Raw genomic sequence first — 16,390 nt, forward strand, 5'->3', positions numbered from 1 at the left:
AACCCCGATCCCGGCCCGCGCCCACGACGACTGCCGGCCGCCGCCGCGAGCCCTTCGCCGGCGCCACTCGGCCGCCCGGTCGACGACACAGCCCGCCGGCCGCCCGGCACCCACGCCCGCAGCGGAGGGCGGACGTCCTCGGCGAGGGCGGACCGGATTCGCGCGCGCTCGCGGACTGCGCGGGCCATCAGGTCCCGCCCTTGAGCAGCCGACCGCGCAGATCGTCGTGGGCGGCGAGGTCGAGGCAGGTCCAGGCCATGGCGAGGGCGCCGTCGAGGGCCGCCCGGTCGGCGGCCGGGCCGGCGCAGTGCGCGGCGAACTCCTTCTGGTGGTTGACCGCCGGAAGCGAGTCAATGCCCAGGTACGGATGGATGGCCGGCACCCGGTGCGAGACGTTGCCCATGTCCGTGGACGCCCGGTTCATCCGGGACGCCGCGCTCGGCTCGGGGAACTCACGGCCCAGCGCGGTGGCGTTGCCGACGTAGAGCGCGAGCAGGTCCTCGTCGGTGACGAAGTCGGCGTACGGCGGGCTCTCCGGCTCGACCTCCAGCCGGCAGTCCGTCGCGAGGGCACCGGCCTCGAAGCACCGGTTCACCCGGGTCTCGAGTTCCGCGAGGTCGGCCAGGTTCTCCGCGCGGACGTACCAGCGGCCCTCGGTCAGCTCGGGAATCGCGTTCGGGGCCTCCCCGCCGCGGGTGACGATGCCGTGCACCCGTGTTCCCGGACCGAGATGCTGGCGCAGCAGCCCGATCGCCGTCTGGGCGACGGTGAACGCGTCCGCGGCGTTGCGCCCGTACTCGGGGTAGGCCGCCGCGTGGGAGGCCCGCCCGTGGTAGCGGATCCTGTTGTGTGCCACGGCGAACGGCTGCGCCCGGGCGACGTCGAGCGGGCCGGGGTGGATCATCATGGCCGCGTGCACGCCGTCGAACCCGCCCCGGTCGAGCATCAGGATCTTCCCGCCGCCGCCCTCCTCGGCCGGGGTACCGAGCACGGTGACGGTCAGCCCGGCGTGGTCCGCGAGATCGGCCAGCACCCCGGCGGCACCCACCGCAGCGGCGGCGATGACGTTGTGCCCGCAGGCGTGTCCGAGGCCGGGCAGCGCGTCGTACTCGGCGCAGATCGCGACGTTGAGCGGACCGCCGCCGATCCGGGCCCGGAACGCGGTCGGCAGTCCGCAGAACTCCGGCTCGACGGTGTAGCCGAGAGCGTTCAGCTCCTCGGCGACCCACCGCGCCGCACGGTGCTCCTCCCAGGCGACCTCGGGATGGGCGTGCAGGCGGTGGGACAGGCGCAGAACCCGGTCCGACAGACCGGGCAGCCGCGCTGCCGCCCGGTCCTTGAGAGTGCTCACAGGTCACCCGGCACGCCGTAGCTCGGTGCCTCGGCGGGGTGCAGCGCACGCGACAGGTAGTCGTGCTTCTCCTTCGCCCACCGCCGCCACAGCTGCTCCAGCTCGCCCATCGGGTCGTCGTCCGCCCAGTCCACCCGCAGGTCGGTGACCGGCCAGCTCACCTCGTGCACGACGACGAGGCCCGCCGAGTGCTCCGGCCCCTCCTCCCCTCCGGCGTCCCGGCCGGCGAGCAGGCCGGCCAGCAGCCGCTCCTCGAACTCGGCGCCCGCGGCCCGCTCGTAGGCGGCCAGCATGGCGTCCACCACGCCGGGGTCCGAGAGCAGGTTGCCGGCAGCGACCACACCGCTGCCTTCGACGGCCCGGTGGGTGCCCAGCGTGCCCTCGCCGGAGAAGGCGGCGGTCCGCCCCTTCGCGTCCACCACCGTCAACTGCCGGTAGCCGCTGTACTCGTCCGAGGCGACGGCGGCCGCGACCGCGTGCTTCGGGTCCACGCCCTCCGCCAGCAGCCTCAGCAGACGCGGCCCGAGCGCCGGGTTGGTGACGTTCTGCGACGCGGCGGCTCCGACGCCGACGCGTACGTGAGCGCACCGCGCGGCGACCGCGGGACTCGAAGAGGTGACGACGACGCCGAACGCGCCGGTGGTCTCGTCACGGGCGACCAGGGAAAACGTCATGGATGATCCTCACTGTGCGGGCGCGCGGCGCGGTCAGCGCGACGCGTCGACCTTGTCGGACAGCTCGGCCGCCGCCTTGACCAGGTCCAGCGGGCCGTTGAAGTCGAAGTTGCGGTACACCGCGCCGAGTTGGGCGAACGGCGGGGACTGGGCGAACAGCTGGAACGTCAACCGGTGCCCGGCGTAGTCGCTGTTGAGCAGGTCACGGGCGAAGGCCAACAGCCGGCGCCGGTCCTCGGCCACCCAGTTCTCGTTGACCGTGTAGTACTTCTCCAGCCACGGGGCGACTTCGGGGTCCGCGAACGTCGCCGCGTCCGGGGTGATGCAGATCTGGCCGCCGCACAGCTCGCGGGCGGTGTGCATCATGACCGGGAGCTGGGACAGCGCGACCACGCGGCCGGTGTAGAGCAGCGACTGGTTCGGCATCAGCAGGCCGCCCGGGCTCGGCTCGGCCATCGCGATGGCGGCCGTCAGGTGCGCGTTGACACTCTCCCGGTAGCAGGCCAGCTGGGCCAGCTTCTCCTGTACGGCGGGCTGCTTCTCCAGCCCGGTCTGCTTCACGTTCCACAGGGCGGCGCCGATCATCAGGTCCGCCAGGTGCAGGGTGCGCTGCACGAACGGGAAGGCGCTGTACCGGTGCAGCGTGGCGCGGATGAAGGAGGCGGCGCGGGTGTGCTGGTAGAACAGCACGTCCTCCCACGGGATCTCGACGTCGTCGAAGATCACCAGCGACTCGACCTCGTCGACCCGGTTCGCCAGCGGGTAGTCGCTCGCCGGGGCGCGGCCGGCGAAACCGTTGCGGCAGACGAACTTCAGGCCCGGCGCGCCCATGTCCAGCATGAACCCGACCGCGTAGTCGGACATCGCGTCGTTGCCCCAGTTGGCGATCGTCGGCTTGGTGAAGGCCTGGTTGGCGTAGGCCGCGGCGGTCTCGTACTTGGCGCCGCGGACCACGATCCCGTTGTCGGTCTCCCGCACGACGTGCAGCAGCATGTCCGGGTCCTGGTCCTTGGGTGCCTTGGACCGGTCGCCCTTGGGGTCGGTGTTGGCCGAGACGTGGAACGGGTCCGCGGTGACGGCCCGGGCGATGTGCCGCCGGATGTTCTCGGAGAAGCGCGGGTCGACCTCGTTGAGCACGTCCTGGCCGTCGTAGAGGGACCACATCTCGCCGATGGTCTCGTCGCCGACACGGGTGGCGACCCCGCCCGCGGCCCGCTGCACCAGTTCGACCGCGGCCCGCTTGTCGTGCCAGTCCTGCCGGGTGCGGGGCAGCTTGTTCGCGATCGCGTTGAGTTCACCGGTCCCGGCGTCCTGGTAGGTCATCCGGGCCTGGGTCGCCTCTTCGTGCGCCAGATCGTGGATCCGGGCCCGGACGTCGACGATCGGCTTGAACATCGGGTGCCGGGTGACGTCGTCGACCTTCTCCCCGTCCACCCAGACCTGCCGGCCGTCCCTGATGGACTCGCGGTACTCGTCGCCTGTACGGATCATCGTGTCGTCCTTCGCTGCTGGTGGTGGACCGGACCGGAGCCGGGGAAGTCCGGGAACGTCGACGGCGGGAAGGTCTCGGGCTGCGCGTACCGCCGGCCGCTGTAGACGAGCGGGGTACCGCCGGAGACGGTGACGTCGCGGATCACACCGACGTAGACGTGGTGGGTGCCGACGGTGAGTACGGTGTGCAGCTCGCAGTCGAAGGACGCGACGGCGTCCGCGATCCGCGGCGCGCCCGACACCGTTCGCGCCCACTCGCCGCAGGTGAAGTCCCACTTCTCCTTGCCCGGCCAGGGGCGGCCGGCGAACGTGTCCGCAACGTGGTCGTGCTGCCGGCCCAGGACGCTGACCGCGAACGACCCGTGGGCCTGGATCGCCTCGTTCATGGGGCTTCGCTGGTTGACGCAGACCAGGAGACTCGGGGGGTCCTCGGACACCGAACACATCGCGCTCACCGTCTGCGCGAACCGGCCCGACGGGCCGTCCGTGGCGACCACGGTGACACCGGTGGCCGCGGCACCCATGGCGGCCCGGAAACGGGCCACCGGGACCGACGTGATCGTGGCCGTCTGCACATCTGTCTCGGGGCTTGGCACGACTTCGCCTCCTTCGGGGAAAGTGCCGTGCTGACTTGCCGAGAAGTATGTGAGCGGGCTCTGCCATAGGACCAACAGAACTTTTTGTGGACAGCCTTCGATTTCACTTATACGTTTCGGGCGGCAGAGAGGACCGCCCGGCCATGCACGAGATCAGTTTTCGACAGCTCGAGTACTTCGTCGCCGCCGCCGAGACGGGCAGCGTCACCGCCGCCGCCGCGAAGGTGCACCTGACCCAGTCGGCGGTCTCCACCTCGCTGGCCGAGCTGGAGGAGAACCTCGGCGTGCAGCTGTTCCTCCGGCACGCCCGCGGACTGAAACTGACCGCCCCGGGACGGCAGGCCCTGGCGGACGCACGGCGGCTGCTGTCCGGCGTGGACGAACTGCGCGACTCGGCACGCTCGGTGACCTCGTCGCTGTCGGGCAGCCTGGTCGTGGGCTGCTACAGCACGCTGGCAGCGGTGCTGCTGCCCCGCGTCATCGCCGACTTCGTCGCGAAGTACCCGGACGTGGACCTGCGCTTCATCGAGGGCTCCGACCAGTACCTCGTGGGCCAACTGCGCGGTGTCAGCTGCGACATCGCCCTGATGTACGAGGCGGACGAGTTCAAGCTGGCGAAGGACCTGCGGATGACGGCGCTGTACGCCGCCGAGCCCTACGTCCTGCTACCGGCCCGCCACCCCCTGGCGGCCCGGGACGAGGTCGGCGTGGCGGACCTGGCCACCGAACCGATGATCCTGTTCGACCTCCCGCCGGGCGCCACCTACTTCCTGTCCCTGTTCAAGGACGAGGGCCTGACGCCGGACGTGCGCTACCGGGCGACCAACTTCGAGATGGTCCGCTCGCTGGTCGCCCACGGCCTCGGCTACTCGGTGCTGACCCAGCGCCCGGGCATCCCGATCAGCTACGACGGCCTGGAGATCGTCACCAGGCCGCTGGCCCCGCGACCGCCCGGACTGAACGTCGGCATCGTGCGCCTCGCCGATCTCGCGCCCAGCCGCCGCGCCGTCGCGTTCGCCGAGCAATGCGCCGGGACGCTGGGCGGAACCATCGATTCCTTCGATGGTTGATTTCAAATAATTCTGTTTGTTCTAACTCCGCGTTTGCTGGCTGAATGACCTGCACTCCAGCTCAACCACTCAGCCGGACGGAGACGCAAGTCCATGTCGAACCGCGACCTCGAACTTCTCCTGCAGACGCTGGCCATCGATTCCACCTGGGGCCGGGAGCGGGAACTCGCAGAGTTCATCGCCGACCAGCTCCGGCAGTGGGGGGCGGACGAGGTGCGCCTCGTGGAGTCGATGCCGGGCCGGCCCAGCGTCGGGGCCCGGATCAAGGGAACGGGCGGCGGCAGGTCGCTGATCCTCAACGGCCACCTGGACACCTACGAGGTCTCCGGGGACTGGGACACCGACCCGTTCGCCCCCTACGTCGCCGACGGCAGGATCCACGGTTCCGGAATCGCCGACATGAAGGCCGCCACCACGGCTTCGCTCGCGGTGATGCGCCGGGTCCTGGAATCGGGCACCCGCCCCCGCGGCGACCTCGTCTTCCAGGGCGTGTCCTGCCACTTCGAAGGCGGGGTCGGCACACGTTCCCTGATCGACGCCGGCTTCACCGCCGACGCGGCCGTCTGCGGCGAACCGACGGACAACACCATCGGCGCGGTGCACCGCGGCGCGGCCTATCTGGAGATCACGACCTACGGCAAGCAGGCCCACACCGCGGGCAAGCACCTGGGACTCAACGCGATCGAGACGATGGAGCCGATCCTGGCCGCCCTGCGCGAGTTGGAGGGCACCCTGCCCTACGAGCCCCACCCGGAGCTTCCCGGCGGTCCGATCCTCAACATCGGCACCATTCAGGGCGGCACCAAGCACAACCAGGTCCCCGACCGCTGCACGATCTCGCTGGACCTGCGGCTGCTGCCGTCCCAGGACCCCTACGCGGTCCGGCAGCAGGTCATCGCCATGATCGACAAGCTGAGCGCCGACGACCCCCGGATCAGGGCGACGGTCGAGTTCAGCCCCCACTGGCTCAGCGGCCCGCGCCTGCCGTACGAGATCGACACCGGGGCGCCCATCGCCCGCACCGTGGCCGACGCGGTGCGCACCACCGGCGGGGACCCGGTGTTCCGCGGCATCCAGTTCTGGACCGACATGGTCCCCCTCAAGCAGGCCGGTATCGACTCGGTCAACATCGGCCCGGGCACGCCCCCTTACAACTGGGCGAACGAATGGGTCGAGACGAGCAAGTACCTCGAGATCGTCGAGATCTACGCGGCCGCCGCCCACGCGTGGTGCTCCTGACCCGTGGTGCGCGCGACACGGGGTGCCCCTGACCGGGGCACCCCCCAGGACGGCTCCGGCTTACCCCTCTCCCTCGTCATATCCGAAGAAGAACGAGGTCCACCGTGGCAACGACCAGTGATCGACCCGTTTCGACCGTTCCCCACGAAGAGGCCCCCGCCCCCGGCGGCGGACTCAAGAGATCCCTGAAGAACCGGCACCTGACGATGATCGCGCTCGGCGGCATCATCGGCGCCGGGCTCTTCGTCGGCTCCGGTGCGGTGATCAACCAGACCGGTCCCGCGGCAGTGCTGAGCTACGCCGTCAGCGGCGTACTGATGATCTTCGTCATGCGGGCCATCGGCGAGATGGCCGTACTGCGGCCGTCCGCGGGCTCGGTGGCCAACTTCGCCCGGCACGGGCTCGGCAACTGGGCCGGGTTCACCATCGGCTGGCTCTACTGGTACTTCTGGGTCGTCGTGGCGGCCATCGAGGCCGTCGCCGGGGCCGGCATCCTGGGCGGCTATCTGCCCTCGGTGCCCACCTGGGCCCTGTGTCTCGGCCTGATGCTGGTGATGACCGCCATCAACCTGCTGTCGGTGAAGGCCTACGGCGAGTCGGAGTTCTGGCTCGCCTCCGTGAAGATCGCCGCGATCATCTTCTTCGCCTGTGTCGCGGTGGTCTTCCTGTTCGGCGGCACCGGCAGGCCCAGCCCGGGCCTGAGCCACCTCTTCGGCTCGGGCGGTTTCTTCCCGCTGGGTGTCACGGCCGCGGTGATCGGCAGCGTGACGGTGCTGTTCTCCATGGGCGGCGCGGAGATCGCCACGATCGCGGCCGCCGAGTCCGAGAAGCCCGCCGAGTACGCCGCCAAGGCGACGAAGCAGGTGATGTACCGGGTCTTCACCTTCTATGTGCTGTCGGTGCTGCTGATCGTGTGCATCGTGCCGTGGAACTTCTCGTTCTCCGGCAAGATCATCAAGAGCCCGTTCGCGGTCGCCCTGGACACCGCGGGCGTTCCCTACACCTCGGTCATGATGCAGGTGGTCGTGCTGACCGCGGTGCTCAGCTCGCTCAACTCCTGCTTGTACATCACCTCGCGCATGCTGCTCACCCTGGCCGAGCAGGGGGAGGCACCGAAGTTCCTCGCCAAGGTCAACTCCCGCGGCGTGCCGGTCCGGGCGATCCTCGCCGGGACGTCGATGGGCTACCTCGCCGTGGTCGCCAACTACTTCTTCCCCGAACAGATCTTCATCTTCCTCATCAACTCCTCCGGCGCCATCCAGCTCATCTACTACATCGTGCTGGTGGCGGCGCAGATCCGGCAGCGCAGCCGGATCGAGCGCGAGGGCGGCGAGCCGATCAGGCTGAAGATGTGGCTCTTCCCGTACCTGTCCTACGTGACCATCGCGTGGATGGCCGGAGTGCTCGCCGTCATGGTCGTCATGCCGGAGACACGGCCGCAGGTGGGATTGAGCTTCCTCAGCCTGGCCGTGGTGCTGGCCGCCTACGGGTACCGGGTCCGTGCCCAGCGGCGGGCGGCGCAGGCTGTCTGAGGCCGCGGTGCCCGGCCGGTGGGCCGACCCGGCCGGGCCCCGCGCATCGCCCGGCCCGCGTCCCACCTTGTCCGCCCGGTCCTTCCCGGCCGCCTGGACGAGGTGGGATGCGGGCTGCCGCCCCATACAGGCTGCCTTCCTTGTGGGTTCCGCACACATGCCCTCCCTCCGTGTGCCGCGCCTAAGGTGGGCCGCCGCGGTGGGACGGAGCCGTGGAAGCGCGGACGAGAGGGCGGGGACATGCGGTACAGACGAAGCCGTACGGGCCGGTGGCGGATGGTGCTCGCCCTGCTGATGGCCGTGGTGGCCGGACCGGTGGCCGGCGCCGGCACCGCGTCGGCCGCCGAACCGCCGCCGTCCTACCTCAGCCTGGAGGCGAGCTACGGAGCCGGCACCGTCACCAACGGCTGGGAGCGCGTGGAGCGCTACGCCGACACCACCCCCGGATTCCGCACCGAGGGCTACCCGGCCGACGGCCGCGGTGACCAGGACGGAAAGCGCGTCACGTACTTCGGCGGGGTCTCCCGCCCGAGCTCCGGCCGCTTCCTGCTCTACTCGGCCCCCGGCTGGGACACCGGCAGCCGCACCACACCGGTCCTGCTCGTGCACGGCGCCAACGACACCGCGGACCGCGCCTGGGCCAACCCGGGCGAGGCGGGCGGCTACGGCTGCGGCGCCCTGTCCTGCCCGTCCACCGGTCTGATGCAGTACCTGTCCGCGCGCGGCCACCGCGTCTTCGCGGTCGGCTTCGCGCACAAGCAGGGCGACAACCTGATGCAGGCGCAGATCGTCGGCGACGCCATCGCCGTCATCAAGGCGAAGCTCGGCGTCGCCAAGGTCGACCTCGTCGGCTGGAGCAAGGGCGAGATGTCGACCCGTGCCTACGTGTCGTCGCTGAAGCCGAGCTGGGGGCGGGCGTACGCCGGCGACGTGCGCAGGCTGATCACCGTCGGCGGTCCGAACGGCGGCTACGACTACCCGTACGCGCACGGCTGGGCGCACGACTTCTCCATCTGGCCCGAGTGCGGCGGCAAGGTCAACGCGCCCTCCCCGCACTCGCGGATGACCTGCTACGGCCTGTACACCGCGCACCCCGAGTTCTCGATGACGCCGTCCGGCGGCTACGACAACTACCCGGGCCAGCGGCAGATGCTGGCCCGCTGGGACGGCAAGTACGGAGTCGACGGCGCCGCGCAGGACTGGTACACGACGTACTACGGCGGCCAGGGCTTCTACACCGCGGGCAGCGGCATCCAGGCCGCCATCGACGCCGGTTCGCTGATCAAGCCGCTGCACGACGCCGGCGTACCCGCCTCCGTCACCACCTACCTGCTGGCCGGCGGATCCCCCAGCGTCGTCGGCATCTTCAACGAGAACCGCGGGCCGAGCGACGGTGTCGTCTTCATCGCCAGCGCGCTCGACACCACCGGCATCCCCACGGTCGGCGGCACGGCCACCGTCGCCGGCGCCAACCACCTGGAGCTGGGCTGGAACAGCTCGGCCGCCGCCCAGATCGCCACGTGGCTCTCGTAAAGGACCAAAGGACCAGATGACGATGACCAGCAGCATCCGCACCCGCCGGGTAGCCACCGACCGTCTCACCGTGCAGATCGCCGAACTCCGGGACGAGGGCGAACCGGTCGTCTTCGTCCACGGCAACGTCTCCTCCTCCGCCTTCTGGCACACCACCCTGCCCCTGCTGCCGGACCGCTACCGCCCCATCGCGCTGGACCTGCGCGGCTTCGGCGGCACCGATCCGCTGCCCATCGACGCCACGCGCGGCCTGCGCGACCACGCCGACGACCTCGCCGCGCTGCTGACGGCCCTCGGGATCGGCCGGGCACACCTGGTGGGCTGGTCCATGGGCGGCGGCGTGATCATGCAGTACCTGAGCGACCGTCCGGCCGCGGTGCGCTCCCTGACCCTGGTCAACCCGGTCTCCCCGTACGGCTTCGGCGGCACGCACGGCGTGGACGGGACCCTCAACTCCGAGGACGGGGCGGGCTCGGGCGGCGGCACGGCCAACCCGGAGTTCGTCTCGCTGCTGGCCAAGGGCGAGCGCGGCGAGGACTCCCCCGTCGCACCCCGCTCCGTCCTCGCGAACTGCTACGTCAAGCCGCCGTGGCGCCCCGAGGGCGAGCACGAGGACGCGTACGTCGACTCCATGCTCACCACGCGCACCGGCGACGACCACTATCCGGGCGACAGCGTGGCGTCCACGGCCTGGCCGGGCGTGGCCCCCGGCACCCGGGGGGTGCTCAACTGCCTTTCCCCTGTCCATTTCCGCCTCGACGAGCTGCACCTGATCGATCCCAAGCCGCCGGTGCTGTGGATCCGCGGCGAGGACGACGTGATCGTCTCGGACACCTCGGTGTTCGACCTGGCGCACCTGGGCGCGATCGGCGCGGTGCCCGGCTGGGACGGCACCCCCGCCCAGCCGATGGTGGCGCAGACCCGTCACGTCCTGGACCGGTACGCGGCGCACGGCGGCACGGTCCGCGAGGTCGCCGTCCCCGACGCCGGGCACGCGGTGCATCTGGAACGCCCGGAGGAGTTCGGCGCGGCCCTGCTGGGGATCCTCACGGCATGACACCACGCACCACGGTACGCACGACCGAACAGGGCGCCGTTCGCGGCGGTGTTTCCGCTTCCGCGGGCGGCGGCGTGGCGTCCTTCCTGGGCATCCCGTACGCCGCCCCGCCGTTCGGCCCCCGCCGCTTCCTGGCGCCGTGCCCGCCCGAGCCGTGGCGGGGGGTGCGCGACGCCACGGCCTACGGCCCGACCGTGCCGCACGCGCCCTACGCGCCGCCCTTCGACACCCTCATCCCGGAGGACGTCATCCCCGGCGAGGACTGCCTGAACCTCAACATCTGGACACCCGCCCCGGAGCCGGGGGCCGGCCTGCCGGTGATGGTGTGGCTGCACGGCGGGGCGTTCTCCAACGGCTCGGGCTCCGCGTCGGCGTACGACGGCAGCGCCTTCGCCCGCGGCGGAGTCGTCTGCGTCACTCTCAACTACCGCCTGGGCTCGGACGGTTTCCTCCATCTGCCGGGCGTCCCGGACAACCGCGGACTGCTGGACCAGGTGGCCGCGCTGCGCTGGATCCGCGCCAACATCGCCTCCTTCGGCGGCGACCCCGACCGGGTGACGGTCTTCGGCGAGTCGGCGGGCGCGATGAGCATCGGGGCTCTGCTGGCCACCGGTCTGGCACGCGGACTGTTCCGCCGGGCCATCCTCCAGAGCGGCGCCTGCCACCACTACCTGCGCCCGTCCTCGGCGGCCCTGATCGCCTCCCGCCTGGCCGCGAAGCTCGGCATCGACCCGACCGTGGAGTCCTTCGCCGCGGTCCCCCTGACCGACCTCCTCCCCGCCCAGGCAGAACTCCGCGCGGAGGTGAGCGCCCGCCCGGACCCGGCGCTGTGGGGCGAGGCGGTCCTCAACCTGATGCCGTTCGAACCGGTCACGGCCGGCCTGTCCCTCCCCGGCCCCGACTGCGGCGTCGACCTCCTGATCGGCAGCAACCGCGAGGAGTACCGCCTGTTCCTGGCCCCCACGGGACTCCTGGACGCGATCCCCGACTCCGGCCTCCGCGCCACAACGACGGCATACGGCCTGGACCCGGACGAAGCCCTCCCCGTCTACCGGGCGACCCGCCCCGCCGCCACCCCGGGCGAACTCCTCTCCGCGGTGGCGACGGACTGGTTCTACCGCATCCCCGCCATCCGCCTGGCCGAGTCCGTCCCGGGCTCCCACGTCTACGAATTCGCCTGGCGCTCCCCACAATTCGAAGGCCGCCTGGGCGCCTGCCACGCCCTGGAACTCCCCTTCGTCTTCAACCGCCTCCACGACCCGTCGTACACCCCCCTACTGGGCCCCCACCCACCCCAGCCCCTCGCGGACGCGATGCACACGGCCTGGCTCTCCTTCGCGAAGACCGGCAACCCGGGCTGGCCCGCCTACGACACGACCACCCGCACGACGATGGTCTTCACCGAGGCCCCCACCCCGGAAAACGACCCACGCAACCAGGAACGCCTCCTGTGGAAAGGCGTGCGCTAGTCGTGACCGGCAACTGGCGGAAGGACCGCATCGGCAGCGCGCTTCGGGCCGAGAACCCCGCCGTGCTCCGCAGGCTGGAAGCGGGCTTCGCGGTGATCGGAGACGTTCAGTTCCTGCCGGGGTACTCGGTGCTTCTCGTGGACGATCCCGCGGTGGAACGGCTGTCGGAGCTGCCGAAGAGCAGGCGGATGGCGTTCCTGTCCGACATGGACAAGCTGGGAGAAGCCGTCGAACGCGCCTGCAGGCGGCTGGACCCGGCTTTCCGACGGGTCAACCTGGAGATCCTGGGGAACACCGATCCGTTCCTGCACGCGCATGTGTGGCCACGCTTCGACTGGGAGCCGGCCGATCTCGTGGGCCGGCCGGTGTGGCTGTATCCGCGCCGACACTGGCACGACGAGCAGTACGCGCTCGGCCCCCGGCACGACACGCTGCGCGAGGCAATCACAGCCGAACTGGACCGCCTCGCGTAAGGCAGTGCCGACCAGTCGCCGCTCGCACCACGCCTCCTGTTCCGTCCCGATCGGGAAGACCGGCTCAGTGACGAACGACCGACGCAAAAGGGGCCGGCCCCGAAGGAGCCGGCCCCTTGCCACCTGCGAACTTGACGAACCACCTAGCTCACAGCAACAGCCGCTCAGACGTTGAAGCGGAACTCCACCACGTCCCCGTCGCGCATGACGTAGTCCTTGCCCTCCATGCGGGCCTTGCCCTTGGCGCGGGCCTCGGCGACCGAGCCGGACTCCAGGAGGTCCTCGAAGGAGATGACCTCGGCCTTGATGAAGCCCTTCTGGAAGTCGGTGTGGATGACACCGGCGGCCTCGGGGGCGGTGGCGCCCTTCTTGATGGTCCAGGCGCGGGACTCCTTGGGGCCGGCCGTCAGGTAGGTCTGGAGGCCGAGGGTGCGGAAGCCGACGTGGGCGAGGGTGGCGAGGCCGGGCTCGTCCTGGCCGACGGACTGGAGGAGCTCCAGGGCCTCGTCCTCGTCCAGCTCGGCGAGGTCCGCCTCCAGCTTGGCGTTGAGGAAGATCGCCTCGGCTGGGGCGACCAGGGCGCGCTGCTCGTTCTTGAAGTCCTCGTCGACCAGTTCGTCCTCGTCGACGTTGAAGACGTACAGGAAGGGCTTGGTGGTGAGCAGGTGCAGGTCGTGCAGGAGCTCGGCGCGCTCGCTGCCCTGGACGATGCCGTGTGCGAAGAGCGTGTCGCCCTTCTCCAGGATGTCCTTGGCCTCCTCGACGGCCTTGACCTTGGGGCCGACGTCCTTCTTGATCCGCGACTCCTTCTGGAGCCGGGGCAGAACCTTCTCGATGGTCTGGAGGTCGGCGAGGATCAGCTCGGTGTTGATCGTCTCAATGTCGTCCTTGGGCGAGACCTTGCCGTCGACGTGGACGACGTTCTCGTCCTTGAAGGCACGGATGACCTGGCAGATCGCGTCCGACTCGCGGATGTTCGCGAGGAACTTGTTGCCCAGGCCCTCGCCCTCGCTGGCGCCGCGCACGATGCCGGCGATGTCGACGAAGTCGACGGTCGCCGGGAGGATCCGCTCCGACTTGAAGATCGAGGCGAGCTGGGCGAGACGACCGTCCGGCACGCCGACGACACCGACGTTCGGCTCGATCGTGGCGAACGGGTAGTTGGCCGCGAGCACGTCGTTCTTGGTCAGGGCGTTGAACAGGGTCGACTTGCCGACGTTCGGCAGACCGACGATTCCGATCGTGAGCGACACGTTGCGACTTCCCGTACGTGAGGAGATTGGGGCCAGGCGGCCGATCCACCAGTCTACGGCGTGTCCCAGCCGGGCCCCGCGACGGTTCGAACGCTTGGCCAAGCTGCCGCGCACGGCGTGTCAGGCGGGCTATTCGCCACATAAGCCGACCTAGGTTGGTCCAGTGGAGCAGCACAGGACGCGACACCAGCAGCACGGACCGCGACGAAGCAGGCCGCCGGTGCCCCCGGCACGGCGGCCTCCTGCCGCATGTCGTCCCACCCTTCCGGCTGCGGCTCCGGCGCCCGAGCCGCGGCGGCCGTCCGGTCCTCGGCTGACGGGTCTGGGCGCCGGGATGTTCTGCGGGGCAGTCATGTTCCTGCTGGGCGCTCTCGACCTGCTGCTCTTCGACGAGGCGCCCACCGCGTACGGGGTGCTGTTCCTGCCGGTGTGCGCGCTGACCGCGCTGTGGGTGCGCAAGGGCGACCTGCTGACCGCGCCCATCGTGGTGCCGATCGGGTTCGCCGTGGGGCTGCTGCCCGTGATCGACGCGGAGCCGGGGTTCCTGGGCAAGCTGATGGGCCTGGTGGCCGCGCTCGCCACCCAGGCGCCCTGGCTGTACGCGGGGACGCTGATCGCCGTCGTGACGGCGCTGGCGCGGCGGGTGGCGCTGGCCGCGCGGCGGCGGGCGGTGCGCAAGCGCCTGGCGGGCTGACGCGCCGGGGCGATCCGCCGGTGGGAGGGCCACTGGCGGATCGCCCGGACCCGTCCGCGTCGGTGAGTACGTCCGCGTCAGCGCGTCCGCGCGTCGAGGGCTACGGCCTCACCCGTGCTCCGCCGCATGCATCGCCGCGCCGACGATCCCCGCGTTGTTCTGCAACTGGGCGGGAACGATCTCCGCCTTGATGTCCTCGATGAGGGGCAGGAACTTCTCGGACTTGCGGCTGACGCCGCCGCCGACGATGAACAGCTCCGGGCTGAAGAGCATCTCGACATGGGCGAGGTACTTCCGCACCCGGCGCGCCCAGCGCTCCCAGCTGAGTTCGTGGTCCTCCTTGGCCTTGCTGGACGCCCGCTTCTCCGCCTCGTGGCCGTTCAGCTCCAGGTGCCCGAGTTCGGTGTTGGGGACGAGGACGCCGTCGACGAAGACGGCGCTGCCGATGCCGGTGCCGAAGGTCAGCAGCACCACCGTGCCCTTGCGGTCGCGCCCGGCGCCGAAGTGCATCTCGGCGACGCCCGCCGCGTCCGCGTCGTTGACCACCGTCACCGGCAGACCGCCCAGCCGGCCGCCGAACAACGCGCGCGCGTCGGTGTCGACCCAGCTCTTGTCGACGTTGGCCGCCGTGCGGACCATGGCGCCGCCGGTGACGACGCCCGGGAACGTCAGCCCGACCGGCCCGGTCCAGCCGAAGTGGTCGACCACCTCTTTGACCCCGTCGGCGACGGTGTCGGGGGTCGCCGGGTGCGGGGTCAGCACCTTGTACCGCTCCTGGGTCAGCTCTCCCCTGTCCAGGTCCACAGGGGCGCCTTTGATGCCGGACCCGCCGATGTCCACGCCGAAGATCTGCATGGCTCCACGTTACGACGTACGACGGACCGTCACCGCTGCGTCGTACCGGACCCTCCGCGCTCGGCGACCAGCGCGGCCGCCTCCTCGCGCAGGTCCCGGCGGAGCTCCTTGGGCAGGGAGAAGGTGATGGACTCCTCGGCCGCCTTGACGATCTCCACGTCCTCGAAGCCGCGCCGCGACAGCAATTCGAGCACCTGCTCGACCAGGACCTCCGGCACGGAGGCGCCCGAGGTCAGGCCGACCGTGGTGACGCCCTCCAGCCAGCTCTCGTCGATCTCGTCGGCGAAGTCCACGAGGTAGGCCTGGTCCGCGCCCGCGAGCTTGGCGACCTCCACCAGCCGCTTGGAGTTGGAGGAGTTGCGGGAGCCGACGACGATCACCAGGTCGGCCTCGGCGCCCATCTGCTTCACGGCGAGCTGGCGGTTCTGCGTGGCGTAGCAGATGTCGTCGCTGGGCGGGGAGAGCAGCTGCGGGAACTTGTCCTTGAGCGCGTCGACCGTCTCCATGGTCTCGTCGACGGACAGCGTGGTCTGCGACAGCCACACGACCCGGGAGGGGTCGCGGACCTCGACGTTCGCGACGTCCTCGGGACCGTCGACGAGCTGGATGTGGTCGGGGGCCTCGCCGGTGGTGCCGATGACCTCCTCGTGGCCCTCGTGCCCGATCAGGAGGATGTCGTAGTCGTCGTTGGCGAACCGGACGGCCTCCTTGTGGACCTTGGTCACCAGGGGGCAGGTGGCGTCGATGGTGGCCAGGTGGCCCCGCTCGGCCTCCTCGTGGACGGTGGGGGCCACGCCGTGCGCCGAGAACATCACGATGTTCCCCGGCGGCACCTCCTCCGTGCGCTCGACGAAGACGGCGCCCTTCTTCTCCAGGGTCTGCACGACGTACTTGTTGTGGACGATCTCGTGCCGGACATAGATCGGAGCCCCGTACTGCTCCAGGGCTTTCTCGACGGCGATCACGGCGCGGTCCACACCCGCGCAGTAGCCACGGGGGGCGGCGAGCAGGACACGGCGGCCAGACGAAGCAGTCATGCCCCCATCGTAAGGCCGCCACCGCGGCCCGAAGATCGCCCCGCGATCGTCCCACGGACGCGCGGA

At 70.6% G+C, this 16,390-nt stretch carries 15 protein-coding genes; 8 read left to right on the forward strand and 7 right to left on the reverse strand.

What is annotated here, in order from left to right; translation table 11 throughout:
- Positions 1-187: 187 nt before the first annotated feature.
- From TNCT6_RS10335 to TNCT6_RS10350, 4 genes are read right to left on the reverse strand one after another with little or no spacing between them, the layout of a single operon-like run.
- Positions 188-1,351, reverse strand: coding sequence for a M20 family metallopeptidase (locus TNCT6_RS10335; protein WP_141358815.1), 1,164 nt, complete (start codon positions 1,349-1,351; stop codon positions 188-190).
- Positions 1,348-2,025 (reverse strand): DUF1028 domain-containing protein, encoded by a 678-nt coding sequence (locus TNCT6_RS10340; RefSeq protein ID WP_141358817.1) that lies wholly within the window; start codon positions 2,023-2,025, stop codon positions 1,348-1,350. The genes TNCT6_RS10335 and TNCT6_RS10340 overlap by 4 nt, the downstream gene beginning before the upstream one ends.
- A gap of 33 nt (positions 2,026-2,058) precedes the next feature.
- Positions 2,059-3,516, reverse strand: a complete 1,458-nt coding sequence (locus TNCT6_RS10345) for a 4-hydroxyphenylacetate 3-hydroxylase family protein (RefSeq protein ID WP_141358819.1) — start codon at positions 3,514-3,516, stop codon at positions 2,059-2,061.
- Positions 3,513-4,112, reverse strand: a complete 600-nt coding sequence (locus TNCT6_RS10350) for a flavin reductase family protein (RefSeq protein WP_216372776.1) — start codon at positions 4,110-4,112, stop codon at positions 3,513-3,515. The genes TNCT6_RS10345 and TNCT6_RS10350 overlap by 4 nt, the downstream gene beginning before the upstream one ends.
- Before the next feature lie 143 nt (positions 4,113-4,255).
- On the opposite strand from TNCT6_RS10350, the gene TNCT6_RS10355 reads away from it, so the two are divergent.
- The 7 genes from TNCT6_RS10355 to TNCT6_RS10385 all read left to right on the forward strand — a co-directional run bounded on the left by TNCT6_RS10355 (position 4,256) and on the right by TNCT6_RS10385 (position 12,485).
- Entirely contained in the window at positions 4,256-5,182 is a 927-nt protein-coding gene (locus TNCT6_RS10355; protein ID WP_141358821.1) for a LysR family transcriptional regulator, read from the forward strand.
- 93 nt (positions 5,183-5,275) lie between these two features.
- Positions 5,276-6,421, forward strand: a complete 1,146-nt coding sequence (locus tag TNCT6_RS10360; protein ID WP_141358823.1) for a M20 family metallopeptidase — start codon at positions 5,276-5,278, stop codon at positions 6,419-6,421.
- A 104-nt stretch (positions 6,422-6,525) separates the two neighbouring features.
- Positions 6,526-7,953 (forward strand): amino acid permease, encoded by a 1,428-nt coding sequence (locus tag TNCT6_RS10365; protein WP_253266067.1) that lies wholly within the window; start codon positions 6,526-6,528, stop codon positions 7,951-7,953.
- 240 nt (positions 7,954-8,193) lie between these two features.
- Positions 8,194-9,486, forward strand: coding sequence for a triacylglycerol lipase (locus TNCT6_RS10370; RefSeq protein ID WP_216372777.1), 1,293 nt, complete (start codon positions 8,194-8,196; stop codon positions 9,484-9,486).
- Between the two features lie 22 nt (positions 9,487-9,508).
- On the forward strand, positions 9,509-10,543 hold the full coding sequence (locus TNCT6_RS10375) for an alpha/beta fold hydrolase (RefSeq protein ID WP_141358825.1): 1,035 nt from the start codon (positions 9,509-9,511) through the stop codon (positions 10,541-10,543).
- On the forward strand, positions 10,540-12,012 hold the full coding sequence (locus tag TNCT6_RS10380; protein ID WP_141358827.1) for a carboxylesterase/lipase family protein: 1,473 nt from the start codon (positions 10,540-10,542) through the stop codon (positions 12,010-12,012). The genes TNCT6_RS10375 and TNCT6_RS10380 overlap by 4 nt, the downstream gene beginning before the upstream one ends.
- A gap of 2 nt (positions 12,013-12,014) precedes the next feature.
- A complete protein-coding gene (locus TNCT6_RS10385) occupies positions 12,015-12,485 on the forward strand; it encodes an HIT family protein (RefSeq protein ID WP_141358829.1) in 471 nt (156 codons plus the stop codon).
- Between the two features lie 164 nt (positions 12,486-12,649).
- On the opposite strand, the gene ychF is transcribed toward TNCT6_RS10385, so the two are convergent.
- Positions 12,650-13,738, reverse strand: a complete 1,089-nt coding sequence (gene ychF, locus TNCT6_RS10390) for a redox-regulated ATPase YchF (RefSeq protein ID WP_141358831.1) — start codon at positions 13,736-13,738, stop codon at positions 12,650-12,652.
- 322 nt (positions 13,739-14,060) lie between these two features.
- Here ychF and TNCT6_RS10395 point away from each other — a divergent pair, with 322 nt between their 5' ends.
- Positions 14,061-14,432: a DUF6542 domain-containing protein gene (locus TNCT6_RS10395; RefSeq protein ID WP_308789488.1), complete on the forward strand. Its 372-nt coding sequence runs from the start codon at positions 14,061-14,063 to the stop codon at positions 14,430-14,432.
- A 108-nt stretch (positions 14,433-14,540) separates the two neighbouring features.
- On the opposite strand, the gene ppgK is transcribed toward TNCT6_RS10395, so the two are convergent.
- Both ppgK and TNCT6_RS10405 read right to left on the reverse strand, forming a co-directional pair.
- Positions 14,541-15,287: a polyphosphate--glucose phosphotransferase gene (gene ppgK / locus TNCT6_RS10400; RefSeq protein ID WP_141358835.1), complete on the reverse strand. Its 747-nt coding sequence runs from the start codon at positions 15,285-15,287 to the stop codon at positions 14,541-14,543.
- A 29-nt stretch (positions 15,288-15,316) separates the two neighbouring features.
- Positions 15,317-16,324 carry a 4-hydroxy-3-methylbut-2-enyl diphosphate reductase gene (locus TNCT6_RS10405; protein ID WP_141358836.1) on the reverse strand — a complete coding sequence of 336 codons (1,008 nt, stop codon included), beginning with the start codon at positions 16,322-16,324 and terminating at the stop codon, positions 15,317-15,319.
- Positions 16,325-16,390: the final 66 nt, after the last annotated feature.

Origin of the sequence: Streptomyces sp. 6-11-2, assembly GCF_006540305.1 — a bacterium.
Classification (GTDB): domain Bacteria; phylum Actinomycetota; class Actinomycetes; order Streptomycetales; family Streptomycetaceae; genus Streptomyces.

Excerpts from the sequence above, each read along its gene's own strand:
- TNCT6_RS10355 (WP_141358821.1), top strand. The coding sequence starts at position 4,256 with ATGCACGAGATCAGTTTTCGACAGCTCGAGTACTTCGTCGCCGCCGCC.
- TNCT6_RS10405 (WP_141358836.1), bottom strand. The coding sequence starts at position 16,324 with ATGACTGCTTCGTCTGGCCGCCGTGTCCTGCTCGCCGCCCCCCGTGGC.
- TNCT6_RS10345 (WP_141358819.1), bottom strand. The coding sequence starts at position 3,516 with ATGATCCGTACAGGCGACGAGTACCGCGAGTCCATCAGGGACGGCCGG.
- TNCT6_RS10370 (WP_216372777.1), top strand. The coding sequence starts at position 8,194 with ATGCGGTACAGACGAAGCCGTACGGGCCGGTGGCGGATGGTGCTCGCC.
- ppgK (WP_141358835.1), bottom strand. The coding sequence starts at position 15,287 with ATGCAGATCTTCGGCGTGGACATCGGCGGGTCCGGCATCAAAGGCGCC.
- TNCT6_RS10375 (WP_141358825.1), top strand. The coding sequence starts at position 9,509 with ATGACCAGCAGCATCCGCACCCGCCGGGTAGCCACCGACCGTCTCACC.
- TNCT6_RS10360 (WP_141358823.1), top strand. The coding sequence starts at position 5,276 with ATGTCGAACCGCGACCTCGAACTTCTCCTGCAGACGCTGGCCATCGAT.
- TNCT6_RS10340 (WP_141358817.1), bottom strand. The coding sequence starts at position 2,025 with ATGACGTTTTCCCTGGTCGCCCGTGACGAGACCACCGGCGCGTTCGGC.
- TNCT6_RS10380 (WP_141358827.1), top strand. The coding sequence starts at position 10,540 with ATGACACCACGCACCACGGTACGCACGACCGAACAGGGCGCCGTTCGC.